This is a genomic window from Azospirillum sp. A29 (assembly GCF_042604625.1).
Classification (GTDB): Bacteria; Pseudomonadota; Alphaproteobacteria; order Azospirillales; family Azospirillaceae; genus Azospirillum; species Azospirillum palustre.
In genome coordinates this window covers 2,335,557-2,352,066 of the sequence record NZ_CP170466.1, presented here as the reverse complement: position 1 = coordinate 2,352,066, position 16,510 = coordinate 2,335,557, and the positions used below count along the sequence as shown (strand labels likewise).

The window sequence follows — 16,510 nt, the reverse complement described above, 5'->3', positions numbered from 1 at the left end:
GGAAAGACGGGCCTATGGACTACGGGATCGAAGTGCGCGATCAGGAGGCGGTCATCCGCCTGCGCGGTCGCCTGACCTTCAACGACCACGCGAAGTTACGGGCACTGATCGGCGAAATGGGGCAGAACAAGCTCAAGCGTCAGGTCCTCGACCTGTCGTCGCTCGAATTCGTCGATTCCGCCGGCATCGGCATGCTTCTGATCGCGCGGGAGGAGATGGACCGCGCCGCCAAGCAGTTCATCCTGCGCGGCGCCGCCGGTCAGGTCAAACGGGTACTGACCGTGGCGCAGATCGCCAAGATCGTCCCGATCGAGGACTGATCCCGGTGATCGACGGGACAATCCAGGGCACGACACAGGAGGCGGACCAGGCCGTCGGCTGCCGCACCCGCTTCGCCGGTCTCCTGGCGCCGGGGTTGGCGGCCGACCGGTTGAACCGGCTGGCGCTGGCGCTGCGCCTGTCCCCGCTGCAGGCGCCCGCCGGACCGGCGCCGCTGGCAGTCCTGCTGGCCGGAGACGGGAGCGCCGTCCCCGAGTCCGACGCGCTCTGGCTCCCGCCCATCGCCGCCTGGATCGAGCCGCCGGCCGATACCGGCGCTTCCGATACCGCCGACCGATTGGCGCCATTCCTGGCGGAGGCGGCGAAAAGCGACCTCTACCTGAACCTGACCACGGCCACCGCGCACGACCTCCAGCTTGGCGGCAGACTGCTGGCCGCGCTGAGCGCCCGCCATCCGCTGGAGGGGGACCGCCGCGACGACGTCGAACTTGCGTTGCACGAGGCGGTCAGCAATGCGCTGGTCCACGGCAACCTCGGCGTCGCCGGCATGAAGGAACTGAGCGCCCAGGAGCTGGAGCGCTTTTCCCGCGACCTGGGCGACCGTCTGGCCGACCCGGTGCTGGCGGGCCGCCGCATCGTCGTCACGCTCCGGATCGATCCGGCGGAGGATGGCCGGCGTGTGGCGACGGTGGAGATCACCGACGAAGGCGCCGGCTTCACCCTGGGCCCGCGCGCCAACTCGGGAGCGTCGGGCCGCGGCCTCGACCTGATCGGCAACATTGCCGACGGGCTGACGATCGAGGATGGCGGCCGCCGCATCCGCATGAGGTTCCGGCTGTGACCGCGGATGGCTGGCATAATCCCGGCTGTGGAGCGATCCCGCCATCGGATGCCGGACACTCCGATGTGCAAGGTTCCGGCGACCGGCTCTGCGAATGCCGGATCCCCGACTGCACCGTTCTGGACTGCCCGATCCTGGTAGTGGACGACACCGCCTTCAACCGCACGCTGATCGGCGCCTTCCTGGCCGAGGCGGGCTTCCAGCAGGTTTCCTTCGCCGCCAGCGGGTTCGAGGCGCTGGCGATGATCGAGGCCGCCATCCCCGACCTGCTGATCCTGGACATCATGATGCCGGGAATGGACGGGTTCGAGGTCTGCCGCCGCCTGCGCGCCATGCCGGAGACGGCCGACCTGCCGATCCTGGTGCAGACCGCACTGTCGTCGGGCGAGGACCGCAACCGTGCCTTCGCCGCCGGCACCACCGATCTGGTGTCGAAGCCGCTGGAGCGCACGGAGCTGCTGGCCCGCGTGCGCATCCATCTGGAGGACCGGGTGCTGATCCGCCGCCTTCAGGCCTATCGGGCGCGGGTGGAGGCCGAGCTGTCCATCGCCCGGTCGATGCAGGAGCACCTGCAGCCCACCCCGGCGCAGAGCGCCGCCGTGGCTGCCGCGGCGGGCTGCCGCCTGCGCGCCCACAGCGTGATCTCGCCCAATCTCGGCGGCGATCTCTGGGGGGTGCTGCCGCTGGGCGGGCGGCGCTTCGGCGTCTACCTGCTGAACGTCGCCGGCCGCGGCGTCTCGGCGGCGCTGAACGCCTTCCGGCTGCACGCCCTTCTGCAGGAGCTGGGCCCCGCCCATGGCGAAGACGCCGTCGTCCTGATGACCGCGCTGAACGACCGCGCCGCCGGGCTGCTGGCGCCGGGAGAGAAGGCCACCATGACCTATGGCGTGGTGGATGGCGAGGCCGGGCGCTTCACCCACGCCTCGGCGGACGGGGCGCCGCCGATGATCCTGAACGGCGACGGCAAGCCGGCGTTCGGTGCGGCCGCTGGCCTGCCGATCGGCATCGCGCCCGGCACCCGCTACCGCAGCGACGTGATGGAGTTGCCGCGGGGCAGCGTGCTGGCGCTCTACTCCGTCGCGGTTCTGGAGGCGCTGGACGCCGGTGGGACCGGGATCGGGCTCGGCTGGATGATCGCTCGCGCCGTGGCGGAAGGTGAAGGCTTCGACACCGTGGTCCACTCGCTGGGCTCCGCCCTGGGACAGGTCGGCGGCGACGACCACACACTGCTGTGGATCGAACGGGAGGCGGCGGAATGAGCGAGTCTCCACCGTCCGACCTGCTTCCGGCCGAGGCGCGCGATGCCGTCGACGGGCTGGCCGGCGCCCGCGTGCTGATCGTCGACGACAACCGGATCAACCGTCACCTTCTGCTGGCCCTGCTGGAGCGCGGCGGCATCACCCTGATCGAGCAGGCGGAGGACGGGCAGGACGCGCTGGTCGTGATGGAGCGCTTCAAGCCGGACCTCGTTCTGCTCGACCTGATGATGCCGCAGATGGACGGGTTCGAGATGTGCCGGCGCCTGCGTGCCGACCCACGCTGGAAATCGTTGCCGGTTCTGGTGCAGTCCAGCCTGAGCCGGGCGGAGGACCGCGCCCGCGCCTTCGCCGCCGGCGCGACCGACTATGTCACCAAGCCGATCAACGCGGTGGAGTTGCTGGCCCGCGTGGGCATCCAGCTGCGCAAGCGGGCGATGTTGCGCGATCTGGAACAGTATCACAGCCGCACGGAAAGCGAGTTGGAGCTGGCCCGCGCCATGCAGGCCCGGATGCTGCCCGGCCCAGAGCGGCTGGCCGAGCTGGAGGCGGCGACCGGCATCGCCGTCCAGGCGCATTTCGCGCCCTCCTCCGAGCTGGGTGGCGATTTCTGGGGGATCGAGCGTCTGCCAGACGGCCGGGTCGCCGTCTATCTGGTCGATTTCTCCGGCCATGGGGTCGGTGCAGCGCTGAACACCTTCCGGCTGGATGCCATCTGCCGCCAGATCGGCAGCACCGACCTGACCCCGGCGGAGTTCCTGGAGACGGTGAACCGCCGGCTGTGCGGGCTGCTGCCCAGCGGCCAGTTCGCCACCATGCTGACCGGACTGATCGATCCGGTGGCCGGGGAGTTCCACTATGCGTCCGCCGCATCGACGGCGCCGATGGTCTGGCATCCCGGCGACGAGGCGCCGCGGCTGGGCGACGGCAGCGGGCTGCCGCTCGGCCTGCTCTCGTCGGTCACCTACGACGCCCGCCGGTTGCCGATGCCGCCCGGTGCCCGCCTGTTCCTCTATTCCGATGCGGCCATCGAAATCCCGATCGGTGGCGGCGAGAGCCACGAGGTTCTGGACGAGTACGGCCTCGCCACCCTGCTCGCCCGCCGCCTGCACCAGCCTGACGACGCCGGCCTGCTGTCCGGCCTGCTCGACGACCTGACCGCCACCGGCCCCATCGACGACGACCTGACGGCACTGCTGCTGACGCGCCGGCGGTGACTGCCGGGCTGTCGGCCCGGCAACACCGGAACGCTGCGGCCCCAAAAGCAAAAAGGCCGCTCCCGAGGGAGCGGCCTTTCGCGTTCGGCGGGAGCCGACCGATCAGCGCGAGTAGAACTCGATGACCAGGTTCGGTTCCATCTGGACCGGGTACGGAACGTCGGCCAGCAGCGGGGCGCGGACGAAGCGGCCCTTCAGCGCGCTGCTGTCGACTTCCAGATAGTCGGGGATGTCACGCTCGCCGGAGGCCGAGGCTTCCAGGATCAGCGCCATCTGCTTGGACTTGGCGCGCACCTCGACGGTGTCGTTGTCCTTGATGCGGGCCGAAGCGATGTTCAGACGGCGGCCGTTGACCAGGATGTGACCGTGGTTGACCAGCTGGCGCGCGGCGAACGGGGTCGGCGCGAACTTCATGCGGTAAACCACGGCGTCCAGACGACGCTCCAGCAGGCCGATCAGGTTCTCGCCGGTGTCGCCCTTGCGGCGGACGGCCTCGGCATAGACGCGGCGGAACTGCTTCTCGCCGATGTTGCCGTAGTAGCCCTTCAGCTTCTGCTTGGCCATCAGCTGCAGACCGTAGTCCGACGGCTTCTTGCGGCGCTGACCGTGCTGGCCCGGGCCATACTCGCGCTTGTTCAGCGGGCTCTTGGCGCGGCCCCACAGGTTGACACCAAGGCGGCGGTCGATCTTATACTTGGACTCTTGACGCTTGCTCATAACTCTCAGGCCTCGTTGGACACGAGTTGATGTTGTCCCGGTAGTTCCGTCCGCCCTGTTCAGGCGACGGACGGGGCGTCAAAAATTGCGCGCGCCCGCTTTCCCAGGAGGTGAAGGCGCGCACAATACCCATTGGCACGGCGGAGTCAAGCCCGACGCATATGCGGGTTCGACGGCATATCCGGAACCTCTTGCACGCCCCGCCCTTTTCCGCTCCCCTTCCCGGCGGCGCAAGCGGCAGGCAGGAATGACGCGATGGAACGGGTGGAGTGCGTGGTCGTCGGGGCGGGCGTGGTCGGTCTGGCGGTGGCACGGCGGCTGGCACGGGCCGGGCGCGAGGTGATCGTGCTGGAGGCGGCGGATGCCATCGGCACCGGCACCAGTTCCCGCAACTCCGAAGTCATCCATGCCGGCATCTATTATCCGACCGGCAGCCTGCGCGCCCAACTGTGCGTGCCCGGCCGAGACGCGCTCTACGATTACTGCGCCGCCCACGGGGTGGAGCATCGCCGCATCGGCAAGCTGATCGTCGCGACGGAGGAGGCGCAGCTGCCGAAGCTGGCGGCGATCCGCGCCCAGGCGACGGCCAACGGCGTCACCGACCTGACGGAGATCGACGCCGCCACCGCGATGCGATGGGAGCCAAACCTGCGCACCGTCGGCGCCCTGCTGTCGCCCTCCACCGGCATTATCGACAGCCATGGGCTGATGCTGGCTTTGCTGGGCGACGCGGAGGACTCAGGGGCGATGCTGGCGCTGCTGAGTCCGCTGGAGCGCTCCCACCGCACCGCGGCCGGGTTCGAGCTTGAGGTCGGCGGGGCGGAGCCGATGCGCATCGCCTGCTCCACGCTGGTCAATACCGCCGGGCTGGGTGCCTGGGCCGTCGCCCGCGGTCTGGAGGGGCTGGACGCCACCCACGTGCCGCCGCGCGTGCTGGCCAAGGGCAACTACTATGCGCTGGCCGCCGGCCGCTCCCCCTTCTCGCGGCTGGTCTATCCGGTGCCGGTGGAGGGCGGGCTGGGCGTTCACCTGACGCTGGACCTTGCCGGACAGGCCCGTTTCGGTCCCGACGTGGAATGGCTGGGCGACGTGAATGGCGGGATCGATTATGCCGTCGACCCTGCCAGGGCCGACTCCTTCTATGGCGCGGTCCGCGCCTATTGGCCGGGGCTGCCGGACAAAGCGCTGGTGCCGGCCTATTCCGGCGTGCGGCCGAAGCTGAGCGGGCCGGGACAGCCGCAGGCGGACTTCCTGATCCGGGGGCCGGGCACCCATGGGGTGGCCGGGCTGGTCAACCTGTTCGGCATCGAATCGCCGGGCCTGACCTCCTGCCTCGCCATCGCCGACGCGGTGGCCGTGGAGCTTGGCGAGGCTCCTGAGATTCTTAACCATTCCAGAGGCGCACAGGGTTCTTGACCGCAGCCGCGGCTCTCCCAATCTATAGGCATGGCGGCGCCGGCAGATGCTGGGCCGCCGACCCGCCGGGCGCCGGAAACGGGCCCACCTTCCGCAACTCGCTCCCGTCGTGAGGAGGATGCGTCGTGACGACTCGCCTTTCGCTTTTCAACAGCCCGCTGCTGCTCGGCTTCGACCAGTTCGAGCGGACGCTCGACCGGATCGCCAAGAATTCGGCCGAAGGCTATCCCCCCTACAACATCGAGCAGATCGGCGACGACGGACTCCGCATCACGCTTGCCGTGGCCGGTTTCACCTCCGATGACCTGTCGGTCCAGATCGAGGACAACCAGCTCGTCATCCGCGGCCGCCAGACCGACGACAAGTCGCGCGTCTACCTGCACCGCGGCATCGCCGCGCGGCAGTTCCAGCGCAGCTTCGTGCTGGCCGAAGGGATCGAAGTGGTGGGCTGCTCGCTCGACAACGGGCTGCTCAACATCGACCTGACCCGCCCGATGCCGGAACCGAAGGTCCGCACGATCAAGATCGAACAGCCGAAGAAGACCGCCGCCGGTGCGATGCCCCGCACCATCGACGTGTCCGCCGACGGCCGGGACGACTGATCCCCCTTTCCCGCTGTCTTCCCTGATACTCTCGCCCCCGATACTCTGCACGCGCGGCCGCCCATGACGGGGAGCCGCGGGAGACCAAGACCATGATGCACGATACCCACAGCCAGCTGCGCCAGCTGTCGACCCAGGATTTCGCCAGCTTCGGCCTGGGCGACGTCGCCTATGTCCGCCCGGTGGAGATGGACGGCGGCGCCGCCTTCGCCATCCATGCCGCCGACGGCACGCCGCTGAGCGTCGTCGCCGACCGCGAGCTGGCCTTCGCCGCCATCGTCCAGAACGACATGGAGCCGGTCAGCGTCCACTGACCGCCCGCCGCGGCGCGCCGGCAGGAGGCCCCCAGGCCTCTCGGCACGCTGCGGCCTGTTGCGCGGCAATCCGCCACATCTCGATCCTTGTCAGCCCTGACTCCTGTTGTAAGGTGCGCTCTGCGATAATCGCCGGCATGAGACGCGAGACGGCAGTGGGAGACGGTCGGTTGGACGGTGGGGCAAGCGATACGGCGGCGGACGCGAAGTCCACGCCCGATACGGAACAGCGCAAGACCTGGGACGACGAGGCCCGCGATTCCCTTCACATCCTGCCTTTGTCGGCGATCCCGCTGGAAACGCCCGGTCTTCAGCATGCGCGCCTGATCAAGAATGTCCGGCTTCAGACGGTGGTGGAAATGTTCCGCGACGCCCAGGCCGGCAGCGGTCAGGTGTCGCCCCGCCATATCCCCTCCTATTTCGAATCCTACAAGGACGAGGTCGAACGCGATCTGGTGAAGCTGGAAAAGATCGGCGCCGCCTCCAGCTTCGACGTCTATTCCTCGCGGATCGAGCTGCGGCGGCTGAACATCGACGTCAACAACGTCGAATCGCTGACCCTGTCCGACCGCAAGAAGGCGGAACTGACCAGCTACATGCGGGTCTTCACCCGCCCGCTGATGGAATATGTCTATGGCACGGAGGAGCTTCAGGTCGCCGACGTGACCGACATCATCCAGCTGTTCGCCAACCCCAACCGGGACGAGGCCCTGCGCAACCTGCGCATGATGGCCGACCGGCTGGACATCGGCCTGAACGACATCCCGAAGTTCCTCGAGGAATATGGCGACATCTTCCTGTCGCTCGCCTATTTCCGCAAATGCCTGGACGAGATCGTCCCGGAGGTTCAGCGCTTCGTCAGCTGGATGGAGGAGATCCGCAGCTCCGCCGAGGTCAAGCGCGATTCCCGCCAGATGCGCATGCTCGACGAGATCGCCCGCGACCTCACAGATATCGCGACCTCCATCACCGGCCGGTTCGAGAGCTTCGACAACCGCTCCAAGGATTTCTGGAGCGACATCAACGCCGACACCTTCCGGTCGATCCGCGAGCTGATTTCCTCGCACCACGTCACCATCGGCGGCGTGCTGTGCGGTCTGGCGGTGAAGATGAATTTGTGGAAGCACCGCTTCGCCCGCGGCGGCGGCGGCCCCAACCGCCGCATGGAATTCGTGAAGTCGGAGATCCTGCCCGGCCTGTCCCACATCAAGGTGCTGGAACAGTCGGCACGCACCGGGCACATGTAGGCCCGCTCAGGCTCCCGCATCAGTCCATCGACAGCATCTTCCCCATGCCGTTGTCCAGCAGGATGGTGGCGAACAGCGTCAGGATCGGGACAAGGAACATCAGCCCGATGACGCAGCGCACGACCAGATCCTTGCGCCGGGCGGACCGGCAGAGCGGACAGTCGTTGGGACCATGCCCGTAATCGGACCCGCAATAGGGACAGGCGGTGGTTTCGACCATGGCGAGCGGGCTTTCAGAATGGGCCGGCGGCCCTGGAACCGACGCCATTCTGAACCCGGCAACCGCCGAACCGTCATGAAATCACTGTCATGATTAGGGTCATTGTCTGACCGCAACAGGGCAGCCGCAACCGTTCAGGCGGCGCGGTCGAGCGCGGCCAGCCCGGCGACGCTGCGGCCGAACTGCGCGGCAAAGCGGTCGCGCTCGGCACCCGACAGGGTGAAGGTGACATGGAGCCGGCCGGCACCGCCGCGGTCCAGTGCCCGCACAACGGCAGCCACCGGCTCCAGCCCCGGCAAGGCAATGCGCAGCGCGCTCCCTTCCGCCAGACCGGACCATGCCTCCTGCGGCAGCCCGCTCAGCTGGGCGCCGCCCTCCGACGCATTGTCGACCGTCACCGGCAGTTCGCGCTCACCCACCGACAGCCGGCCGGGGCGGTTCAGCGGATAGCGCGGGGCGGACCGGCGGTTCACCTCCGGCGTGGCCGTGCGGATCGCTTCGATCAACACGCGGCGGAGCTGGTCGATGCTGGCGGCGACGCGGACGGACAGGCTGTTGACCTCGCTGGCGCGCTCGCCGGTGGCGTTCGCCTCCTGCGAGACGGCGGCGATGCGGGTCGCCACCTCCTGCGCGGCGTTGGAGGTCTGGACCACATTGCGGGCGATCTCGCCGGTCGCCGCCTCCTGCTCCTCGATGGCGGCGGCGACGGTGGCCGACACGGTTTCGACGCCACGCACACGCTCGGCGATGGCGCGCACGGCGCTCACCGCCTCGGCCGTGGTGGCCTGGATGGCGGCGATCTGGCTTTCGATCTCGTCCGTCGCCCTTGCGGTCTGGCCGGCCAGCAGCTTCACCTCGCTGGCGACGACGGCGAAGCCCTTGCCCGCTTCCCCCGCCCGCGCCGCCTCAATGGTGGCGTTCAGCGCCAGCAGGTTGGTCTGGCCGGCGACGTCGTTGATGAGGTTGGTCACCTCTCCGATGCGGGTCACCGCGTCGGCCAGACGCTGGATGGTCTCCTCCGCCCGCACCGAGGCGCTGACGGCGTCGCCGGTCATCGTGGTCGCGGTGTCGATCTGGGCTGCGATCTCGCGGATGGAGGCGCTGAGCTGTTCCGACGCGGCGGCGACGGTCTGGGCGTTCGACAGCGCCTGGGTCGCGGCCGCGGCGACATTCTGGCTGTTGTCGCTGACCGCGCGGGCCGATTCGGCCATGCGGGTGGCGTTGCCGGCCATCTGGCTGGTCTGGCTGGCCACCACGTCCACGGCGTTCGAGGCCTCCATCTCCACCGTTTCGGCCATGCGCAGCAGGGCTGCCTGCTTTTCGCGCTCCGACCGCTCGCGCTCCTCGTCGCGCAGGCGGCGCAGGCGCTCGGCCTCCTCCGCATTCTCCTTGAAGACACGCAGGGCCTGCGCCATCGCCCCGACCTCGTCACCGCGGTCGGCCCCGGGAATGGCGACGGTCAGGTTGCCCTGCGCCAGGGCCCGCATCGCGGCGGTCAGCTCTCCCACCGGCCGCACCACACGGCGCCGGATGCCGAACACGCCGAGCACCACAACCGCCAGCACCAGGGCCGAGACGCCCCACACCGCGGTCATGAACAGGTCCTCGCGGCCGGTGGCATAGACCTCCGTCTCGCTGTTGTAGCGGTTGGTGTCCTCGACGATGCGGTCGACGACGGCGCGGTGGGCGGCATACGCCTCGGCGATCGCCGCGTAGGAGACACGGGCCGCCGGCTCGTCCTTGCGGGCCAGCGCCGGTAGGAACTTCGTCTCCACCTCGGTCCAGAAGCGCATCACCGGCGTGTGGGAGGTCCGGGTCAGCTGGGTGAGCAGTGACGGCTCGAAGCTCTCCTTGAGCCAGTACTCATGCCGCTCGTCATAGTCCTTGCGCAGTTGCACCAGCCGCGCCCGGCGCTGTTCGACCGACGCCGGGTCGTTCATCGCCAGCGTCGCCTCCAGATAGGCTTCGATCACATATTCCGGCGGCGGCAGGATGTCGGCGATCAGATCCTTGCCCAGCACGATACGCTGGTAGATCGGCCCGCCAACCTTCAGCTCGCGGATCGCCAGCGCGCCGGTGACGACCACCGCCAGGAAACCCAGCGTGACCACCACCCCGAACAGATTGGTAAGCGCGGCAATCCGGAGGTTTTTCAACATGGTGCAACCCCTGCGCAGAGACGACGGCATGGTGTTGCTTCTCAAAATAACACTAATATGACAAGCAAAAAACTTGCTCGATTATCACCGCATAAAGAAATGATGTTTCGTTGCGCGCATTGCTCTCAGATTGTGCAGCGACTGCGCAAGGACCAACCAAAGTGCCGGGGCCGATCTCAGGTCAAGACCAAGGTGCCGACCCAGCCGACCAGGGCCAGAATCACCAGCATCACCAGCAGCGCCACGATGACGGCGTTGGTGCGGCGAATCGACCGGCAGCGCGGGCACCCCTCCTCGGCGGCGGGATAGCGGTGGGCACAGCGGTCGCAGCGGACGGTCTGTTCGGTTGCCGTCTGTTTGGTGGCTGTTTGGCCGGTTGCCGTCTGGTCACTCATCGGCGGGTTCCATCGGATCGATAAAGCTGTCAGACCGCAGGGATAGCATGCCGGCGGCTCTGCATCCATCGGTCGGAATGCCTCAATCGGCCGCAGTGGTCTCGACCGGAGACACTGCGCGCAGTTCCGTCGCCTGCGGGCGGCGCGGGCTGTGGTCCAGCGGTTCGAGCAGCGGCATCTCCGCCCCCTCCGGCGCGGCATGCAGGTCGCGGAAACGGCGCGCGCTGACCAGCACCCGCGATTCCAGCGTTCCGACCGCGCTGTTGTAGGAGCCGACTGCCTTGTCCAACTGCCCGCCCAGCCGGTCCATATGGCCGCCCAGGTCGGACAGGCGCTTGTACAGCTCGGCGCCGAGCGCGCTGATTTCGCGGGCATTGTCGGCCAGCCGCTCCTGCCGCCAGCCATAGGCGACGGCGCGCAGCAGGGCAATCAGGGTGGTCGGCGTCGCCAGAATCACGCGATGGTCGATGCCGGCCTCGATCAGTGCCGGGTCCTGCTCCAGCGCTGCCGAGAAGAAGTTTTCGCCGGGGAGGAACAGCACGACGAATTCCGGGCTGTCGTCGAACTGGTCCCAATAGCCCTTGGTGCCGAGTTGCTTCATGTGGTCGCGCACATGGCGGGCATGGCGGACCATGCCGTCGCGCCTGACCGTGTCGTCGACCGCCTGGATGCCGTCCAGATAGCCTTCCAGCGGGGTCTTGGCATCGACCACGAGGGTCTTGCCGCCGGGCAGCGTGACGATCAGGTCGGGGCGCAGCCGGCCGCTGTCGACCGAAACCTGCTCGACGAAATCGCAGTGGTCGAGCATCCCCGCCATCTCGCAGACCCGCCGCAGCTGGATTTCGCCCCAGCGCCCGCGCGCCGCCGGGGTCCGCAAGGCCCGGACAAGGTTGCCGGTTTCCGCTCTGAGCGCGCTTTGCGTCTCCACCAGCGACAGCACCTGCTGCTTCAGCCCCTCATAGGCCCCCGCCCGCGTGCTTTCCAGCTCGCGGATTTGCCGGTCCATCGCCTCCAAACTCTGGCGCACCGGATCGACGATGGCGGCGATTGCAGTCTGGCGCTTGTCGAGGTCGCCCTTCGCCTGCTCCTGGAAGCCGGCCAGCGTTTCCCGCGCCAGATCGAGGAAGCTGCGGTTGTTCTGGTGCAGAGCCTCCGCCGACAGCGCCTTGAAGCTGTCGGCCAGCGCCGCCTGCGCGCGCTCCAGCAGCGCCATCTTTTCCGCCGCCGCGGTCCGTTCCGCCTCCAGCCGGGTGGACAGCTGGGCATGGCGTTCGCGGGCGTTGGCGACCTCGCCATGCAGGCGGGCGATCTGGTGGTCGCGCGCCTCGATCTCCTCGCGCAGGTCGCCCTCGGTCCGCTCGGCGAGGTCAAGGCGGGTGGCGAACTCGGCGTGCAGAGCGGCGGCGGCCGCTTCGGCCCGGCCGGCAGCAGCGCGCAGCACCGCCCAGGCGACGGCGGCGCCCAGCAGCAGACCGGCCGCAAGCCCTATCGCCAGCGATGCGCCATCCACCACCATCCCGTTGACCAGGAACTGCGTCACCCCAAATCCCCTCACCTCTGGACTGGGAGCAGCCTATCGGAACGAATCGCGAATTGGAACAGGGCGCGAACGCGCCATGGATTGCAGCGGCCCGGCCGTCGCTTTCTCCGCTTGCCCAACCAAGGATACGGCGCCATATCGGAAGCCATGCCAGACGACACTCTCCCCGACGACAAATCCCCCGACAGCGGCACGAACGATTGCGGCCCGAACTGCGGCGGCCCGCGCGTCCGCGCCATCCCGCCCGGCGAGGACCGTGAACGGCTGATGTGCCCGGACTGCGGCTATATCGCCTATCAGAACCCGCTGATCGTGGTGGGCGCCGTGGCGACATGGGAGGATGGCCGCATCCTGCTCTGCCGCCGCGCCATCGAGCCGCGCAAGGGCTATTGGACCCTGCCCGCCGGCTATATGGAAGAGCGCGAGAGCACCCGCGACGGCGCCGCCCGCGAAGCCTGGGAGGAGGCACGGGCGCGCATCGACATCGACCATCTGCTGGCGATCTACGACATCCCGCGCATCAGTCAGGTCCAGATGATCTTCCGCGCCCGCCTGCTCTCGCCCGACGTGGAGCCCGGCCCGGAAAGCCTTGAGGTCGGCCTGTTCGAGTGGAAGGACATCCCCTGGGATGAGCTTGCCTTCCCCACCGTCGTCTGGGCATTGCGCGAGCATCGTGAGCGGCTCGGCCGCTCCGACTGCGCCCCGGCAGTCAACCCCACGCCGGACGCGCTCGCCCGGTGGGAGAAGATGCTGTAAGGGCCAAGTCAGGGTTGGGGCGGGTGCGCCACCCCGTCCACCGGGAACTTCGCCACCACCTCCTGCTCCGCCCCGTCGCGCCGGATGGTCAGCGGCAGCCAGGTGCCCGGCGCCTGCCGGCGGATCACCGCGACCAGATCGGCCGGTGCACGCACCGGCGTGCCGGCGGCGATCAGGATGCGGTCGCCGGTGCGCAGGCCCGCCGCCGCGGCCACGCTGCCGCTGCTGACCGCCCCCACCATGATCCCCTCCGGACCGGGGTCGAGCTGCACGCCCAGCCTGGGGCGCTGTGGCTCCGCATCCTCCCGTTCCGGCCCCAAGCCGAACACCGCATCGGCGATGCGGCCATCCAGCTCGTCGCAGTCGCGGTCGGCGTCCCAGGGCAACAGCACGGCCGAATCGCCGATGCCGAGATCGGCCAGCTGGTGCGGAACGCCGTCACGGCGGGCGACATGCCCCTCCCCCAGGATGCCAACCACGAGACGGCCGGTGGTGCGGCGGGTTTCGGCGATCTTCTCCGCCATCGCACGGTCCCAGACGCCCTGCGCCTCGATGAAGCGCTTGACCGCGCTGTCGGGCGCGTCGGCCGGTGCGGCGGAGCGGGCTTCGGAGCGGTCGTGCGCCGCCAGCGTCTCGGTCAGGCGGCTGCGGTAGGCCTCCGTCGGGGCGGCGGGCGTGCCGACGCCCTCGCGCTCCGCCTCCGGGATGGTGGCCCAGCCGTTGCGAGCGGTACGGCCGATCAGCGACCGTTCCACATTCAGCGCCACCACCGGTAGCCGGTGCAGGCGGGCGAATTGCAGGATCGGCAGGTAGAATTGCGGGTCGAAGCCCCAGACCGTGCGCCAGTCCGTCGCCTTCAGGAACTCGCCCTCCGTCATCCCGCCCGCCACCCAGCGGTCGAGCACCGGCTGCAGCCGGCGCGGCAGCATCTCCATGCCCACGGCAAGATCGGGGTTCAGGGCATGCAAGCCGGCAAGGGTGTGCAATTGCCAGCGATGGTGGTCCGCCTTGTCATGCTGCTCCCCCAGCAAAACCACCGGCGCCTCGGCAAGGCGGCGCAGCAGCGGCACCGGCTCCACCGCCGCACCGGCACTGTCGGCCCAGACGCCGGGCGGCACGCAGGCGACCCGCAAGGGCTCCGCAGCCCAGCCGGCCGACACGGTCATGGACAGCGCCGTGACGGTCAGCAGGACAAGGCGACGGCGCAGTAAGGACGCAAGGGGACGGAAAGGCTGGCGCGGCAAGGGCTGGCTCCGTCTTGCGGGGATTCGCCAAGGTTGGCGCTGCCGGGCGCAACGTCAATGGACAAGGTCGCCGATTGCGTCGTTCTGCCACGCCTCCCGCCGCGCCATATGCCGCCCCCGGCGCAGACCGGACAGCCGGGAGAAGCTGGCATACTGGCGGATGACAGGCGGTGATGACAGGCGGTGCGGGGGCGGGTAGGATCGCCGCAGGCGGTGGACCACCGGCGGATGAGGAGGCCTTCGATCCTCCCATCCGGAACTCCCGAGGCCGTTCCCAGGGCGTCCGCTTTCCCCGCCGACCGCAATCATTCGTGAAGCGCAGCCCCCATGCCGCACCGCAAAGTCGTCATTCTCACCGGCGCCAGCCGGGGTATCGGACACGCCACCGTCACCCGGTTCAGCAACGAAGGCTGGCGCGTGATCTCCTGCTCGCGCGAGGATGTGCCGGCCCATTGCCGCCGCGATCCCAACTGGACCCACCACATCCCGGCGGACCTGTCGGACCCCGCCAGTCGCGCCGCCTTCGTCGAGGAGGCGAACAAGGCGCTGGACGGCGCACCGCTGCACGCCCTGATCAACAACGCCGGCATTTCGCCGAAGACGCCGATCAAGGAGCGGCTCGGCTGCCTGAACGGCTCGATCGAGGGCTGGCATCGGGTGTTCGAGCTGAACTTCTTCGCCGCCCTGGTTCTGGCGCGCGGCTTCGCCGCTCCGCTATCGCGGGCGAAAGGGGCCATCGTCAACGTCACCTCCATCGCCGGCCATTCGGTGCATCCCTTCGCCGGCTCGGCCTATTCGACCTCGAAGGCGGCGCTGTCCGGCCTGACTCGCGAAATGGCGGTGGAGTTCGCGGAGATCGGCGTCCGCGTCAACGCGGTGGCCCCCGGAGAGATCGAAACGGCGATGACCGGCCCGGAATATGACGTGCTGATCCCGCGCATCCCGCTGAAGCGCATGGGCACGCCGGAGGATGTCGCCGCGGTGATCTTCTACCTGTGCGGCCCGGACTCGGCCTATGTGACGGGGACGGAGACCTTCATCACCGGTGGGCAGCATCTGTTCTGAACGAAGGAAAGGCGGGGGCCGCCGCAGCGAAGGCCCCCGCCGGAAAACGTCCTACTTCCCCGCCCGCCAAGCGATCAGCCGCCGCGCCGCCTCGGCGATGGTCACTTCCGCCCCGGCGAAGCTGAAGCGCAGGAAGCGGCGGCCACGAGCGGTGTCGAAATCGATGCCGGGGGTGCAGGCGATGCCCGTCTCCTCCAAGATCCGCTTCGCCAGCGCCTCGCTGTCGTCGGTCATGTCCGACACGTCGGCATAGATGTAGAAGGCGCCGTCGGCCGGGGCCATCTTGGTGAAGCCGGCCTTCGGCAGCTCCTCCAGCAGCAGCGCGCGGTTGCGGGCATAGCGGGCGACGTGGCCGTCCAGCTCCTCCGTGCAATCGAAGGCGGCAACCGCGGAGACCTGGCTCAGCGTCGGCGCAGAGATGAACAGGTTCTGCGCCAGGCATTCGACGGAGCGCAGCAGATCGTCCGGAACGATCATCCAGCCCAGCCGCCAGCCGGTCATCGAGAAATATTTGGAGAAGCTGTTGACCACCAGCGCCTGATCGTTGACCTCGGCCGCGGTGACCGCGTCGGTGCCATAGGTCAGGCCGTGGTAGATCTCGTCCGACACCATGCGCACGCCGTTGGCGCGACACCAGTCGGACAGCGCGGTCAGTTCCTCCCGGCTCAGCATCGTGCCGGTCGGGTTGGCCGGGCTGGCGACGATCAGCCCCTGCACCGGCTCGTCGAGCGCCTCCAGCAGTTCGACGGTCGGCTGGAAACGATGCTTCGGCCCGGTCGGCAGTTCCACCGGGATCACGCCGGCCGCAGTCAGGGTGTGGCGGTAAGCCGGATAGCTGGGCGAGGCCATCGCCACCCTGTCACCCGGATCGAAGGCGGCGAGAAAGCCCAGCTGGAACGCACCCGACGACCCGGTGGTGACGACCATGCGGCCCTCCGGCACCTCGACGCCGTAGCGGTCCTTGTACCATTTGGCGATGGCGGCGCGCAGCGGCGGGATGCCGAGCGCGCCGGTGTAGCCCAGCGGGTCGGTGCCGACCACCGCGGTGGCCGCCGCCTGCACCACGCCCTTCGGCGCGCCGCTGGACGGCTGCCCCACCTCCATATGCAGGACCTCCAGGCCGGCGGCTTCGCGCTCGGCGGCGGCGCGCATCACTTCCATCACGAAAAAGGGCGGAATGGCGCCCCGCTTGGAAACCTTGGGCTGCTTGCTCATGATCGTCCGTCTCTACCTGTCGCCGGC

Annotated in this window: 17 protein-coding genes; 10 read left to right on the top strand and 7 right to left on the bottom strand. The window is 68.9% G+C overall.

All coding sequences use genetic code 11. The annotated features are described in order from the left end of the window. The first annotated feature begins 14 nt into the window (after nt 1-14). The 4 genes from ABNQ38_RS26135 to ABNQ38_RS26120 all read left to right on the top strand — a co-directional run bounded on the left by ABNQ38_RS26135 (nt 15) and on the right by ABNQ38_RS26120 (nt 3,593). Nucleotides 15-320, top strand: coding sequence for an STAS domain-containing protein (locus ABNQ38_RS26135; protein ID WP_109048956.1), 306 nt, complete (start codon nt 15-17; stop codon nt 318-320). A 5-nt stretch (nt 321-325) separates the two neighbouring features. Next, entirely contained in the window at nt 326-1,120 is a 795-nt protein-coding gene (locus ABNQ38_RS26130; RefSeq protein WP_377808766.1) for an ATP-binding protein, read from the top strand. A gap of 65 nt (nt 1,121-1,185) precedes the next feature. Next, complete coding sequence (locus ABNQ38_RS26125; protein WP_377808765.1) at nt 1,186-2,379, top strand: response regulator; 1,194 nt, start codon at nt 1,186-1,188, stop codon at nt 2,377-2,379. Next, the gene (locus ABNQ38_RS26120; protein WP_377808764.1) at nt 2,376-3,593 is read left to right on the top strand and encodes a PP2C family protein-serine/threonine phosphatase; all 1,218 of its coding nucleotides are present in this window, start codon (nt 2,376-2,378) and stop codon (nt 3,591-3,593) included. Before ABNQ38_RS26125 ends, ABNQ38_RS26120 begins: the two co-directional genes overlap by 4 nt. Before the next feature lie 102 nt (nt 3,594-3,695). Here the strand turns inward: ABNQ38_RS26120 and rpsD are convergent, their stop codons facing one another. After that, complete coding sequence (gene rpsD, locus ABNQ38_RS26115) at nt 3,696-4,310, bottom strand: 30S ribosomal protein S4 (protein WP_377808763.1); 615 nt, start codon at nt 4,308-4,310, stop codon at nt 3,696-3,698. A gap of 255 nt (nt 4,311-4,565) precedes the next feature. Between rpsD and ABNQ38_RS26110 the strand changes: the two genes are divergently transcribed. From ABNQ38_RS26110 to ABNQ38_RS26095, 4 genes are all read left to right on the top strand, one after another. Then, nucleotides 4,566-5,726 carry an NAD(P)/FAD-dependent oxidoreductase gene (locus ABNQ38_RS26110; RefSeq protein ID WP_377808762.1) on the top strand — a complete coding sequence of 387 codons (1,161 nt, stop codon included), beginning with the start codon at nt 4,566-4,568 and terminating at the stop codon, nt 5,724-5,726. 125 nt (nt 5,727-5,851) lie between these two features. Next, the gene (locus tag ABNQ38_RS26105; protein WP_098739184.1) at nt 5,852-6,328 is read left to right on the top strand and encodes an Hsp20 family protein; all 477 of its coding nucleotides are present in this window, start codon (nt 5,852-5,854) and stop codon (nt 6,326-6,328) included. Nucleotides 6,329-6,420: 92 nt separating this feature from the next. Next, a complete protein-coding gene (locus tag ABNQ38_RS26100; protein WP_377808760.1) occupies nt 6,421-6,642 on the top strand; it encodes a DUF1150 family protein in 222 nt (73 codons plus the stop codon). 170 nt (nt 6,643-6,812) lie between these two features. Further along, complete coding sequence (locus ABNQ38_RS26095; RefSeq protein ID WP_377808758.1) at nt 6,813-7,889, top strand: hypothetical protein; 1,077 nt, start codon at nt 6,813-6,815, stop codon at nt 7,887-7,889. 19 nt (nt 7,890-7,908) lie between these two features. On the opposite strand, the gene ABNQ38_RS26090 is transcribed toward ABNQ38_RS26095, so the two are convergent. The 4 genes from ABNQ38_RS26090 to rmuC form a co-directional block, all read right to left on the bottom strand. Next, a complete protein-coding gene (locus ABNQ38_RS26090; RefSeq protein WP_247879685.1) occupies nt 7,909-8,109 on the bottom strand; it encodes a hypothetical protein in 201 nt (66 codons plus the stop codon). Between the two features lie 134 nt (nt 8,110-8,243). Then, a complete protein-coding gene (locus ABNQ38_RS26085; protein ID WP_377808757.1) occupies nt 8,244-10,268 on the bottom strand; it encodes a methyl-accepting chemotaxis protein in 2,025 nt (674 codons plus the stop codon). Nucleotides 10,269-10,444: 176 nt separating this feature from the next. Then, on the bottom strand, nt 10,445-10,663 hold the full coding sequence (locus ABNQ38_RS26080) for a hypothetical protein (protein WP_377808756.1): 219 nt from the start codon (nt 10,661-10,663) through the stop codon (nt 10,445-10,447). An 82-nt stretch (nt 10,664-10,745) separates the two neighbouring features. Then, the gene (gene rmuC / locus ABNQ38_RS26075) at nt 10,746-12,203 is read right to left on the bottom strand and encodes a DNA recombination protein RmuC (protein ID WP_377808755.1); all 1,458 of its coding nucleotides are present in this window, start codon (nt 12,201-12,203) and stop codon (nt 10,746-10,748) included. Between the two features lie 147 nt (nt 12,204-12,350). On the opposite strand from rmuC, the gene ABNQ38_RS26070 reads away from it, so the two are divergent. Continuing rightward, a complete protein-coding gene (locus tag ABNQ38_RS26070) occupies nt 12,351-12,959 on the top strand; it encodes an NUDIX hydrolase (protein WP_377808754.1) in 609 nt (202 codons plus the stop codon). 8 nt (nt 12,960-12,967) lie between these two features. Here ABNQ38_RS26070 and ABNQ38_RS26065 read toward each other — a convergent pair whose 3' ends face one another. Beyond that, nucleotides 12,968-14,203, bottom strand: a complete 1,236-nt coding sequence (locus ABNQ38_RS26065; protein WP_377808753.1) for a ChaN family lipoprotein — start codon at nt 14,201-14,203, stop codon at nt 12,968-12,970. Between the two features lie 327 nt (nt 14,204-14,530). Between ABNQ38_RS26065 and ABNQ38_RS26060 the strand changes: the two genes are divergently transcribed. Beyond that, complete coding sequence (locus ABNQ38_RS26060) at nt 14,531-15,268, top strand: SDR family NAD(P)-dependent oxidoreductase (RefSeq protein WP_098739178.1); 738 nt, start codon at nt 14,531-14,533, stop codon at nt 15,266-15,268. 51 nt (nt 15,269-15,319) lie between these two features. Here ABNQ38_RS26060 and ABNQ38_RS26055 read toward each other — a convergent pair whose 3' ends face one another. Next, nucleotides 15,320-16,483 (bottom strand): pyridoxal phosphate-dependent aminotransferase, encoded by a 1,164-nt coding sequence (locus ABNQ38_RS26055; protein ID WP_377808752.1) that lies wholly within the window; start codon nt 16,481-16,483, stop codon nt 15,320-15,322. Between the last annotated feature and the right edge of the window lie 27 nt (nt 16,484-16,510).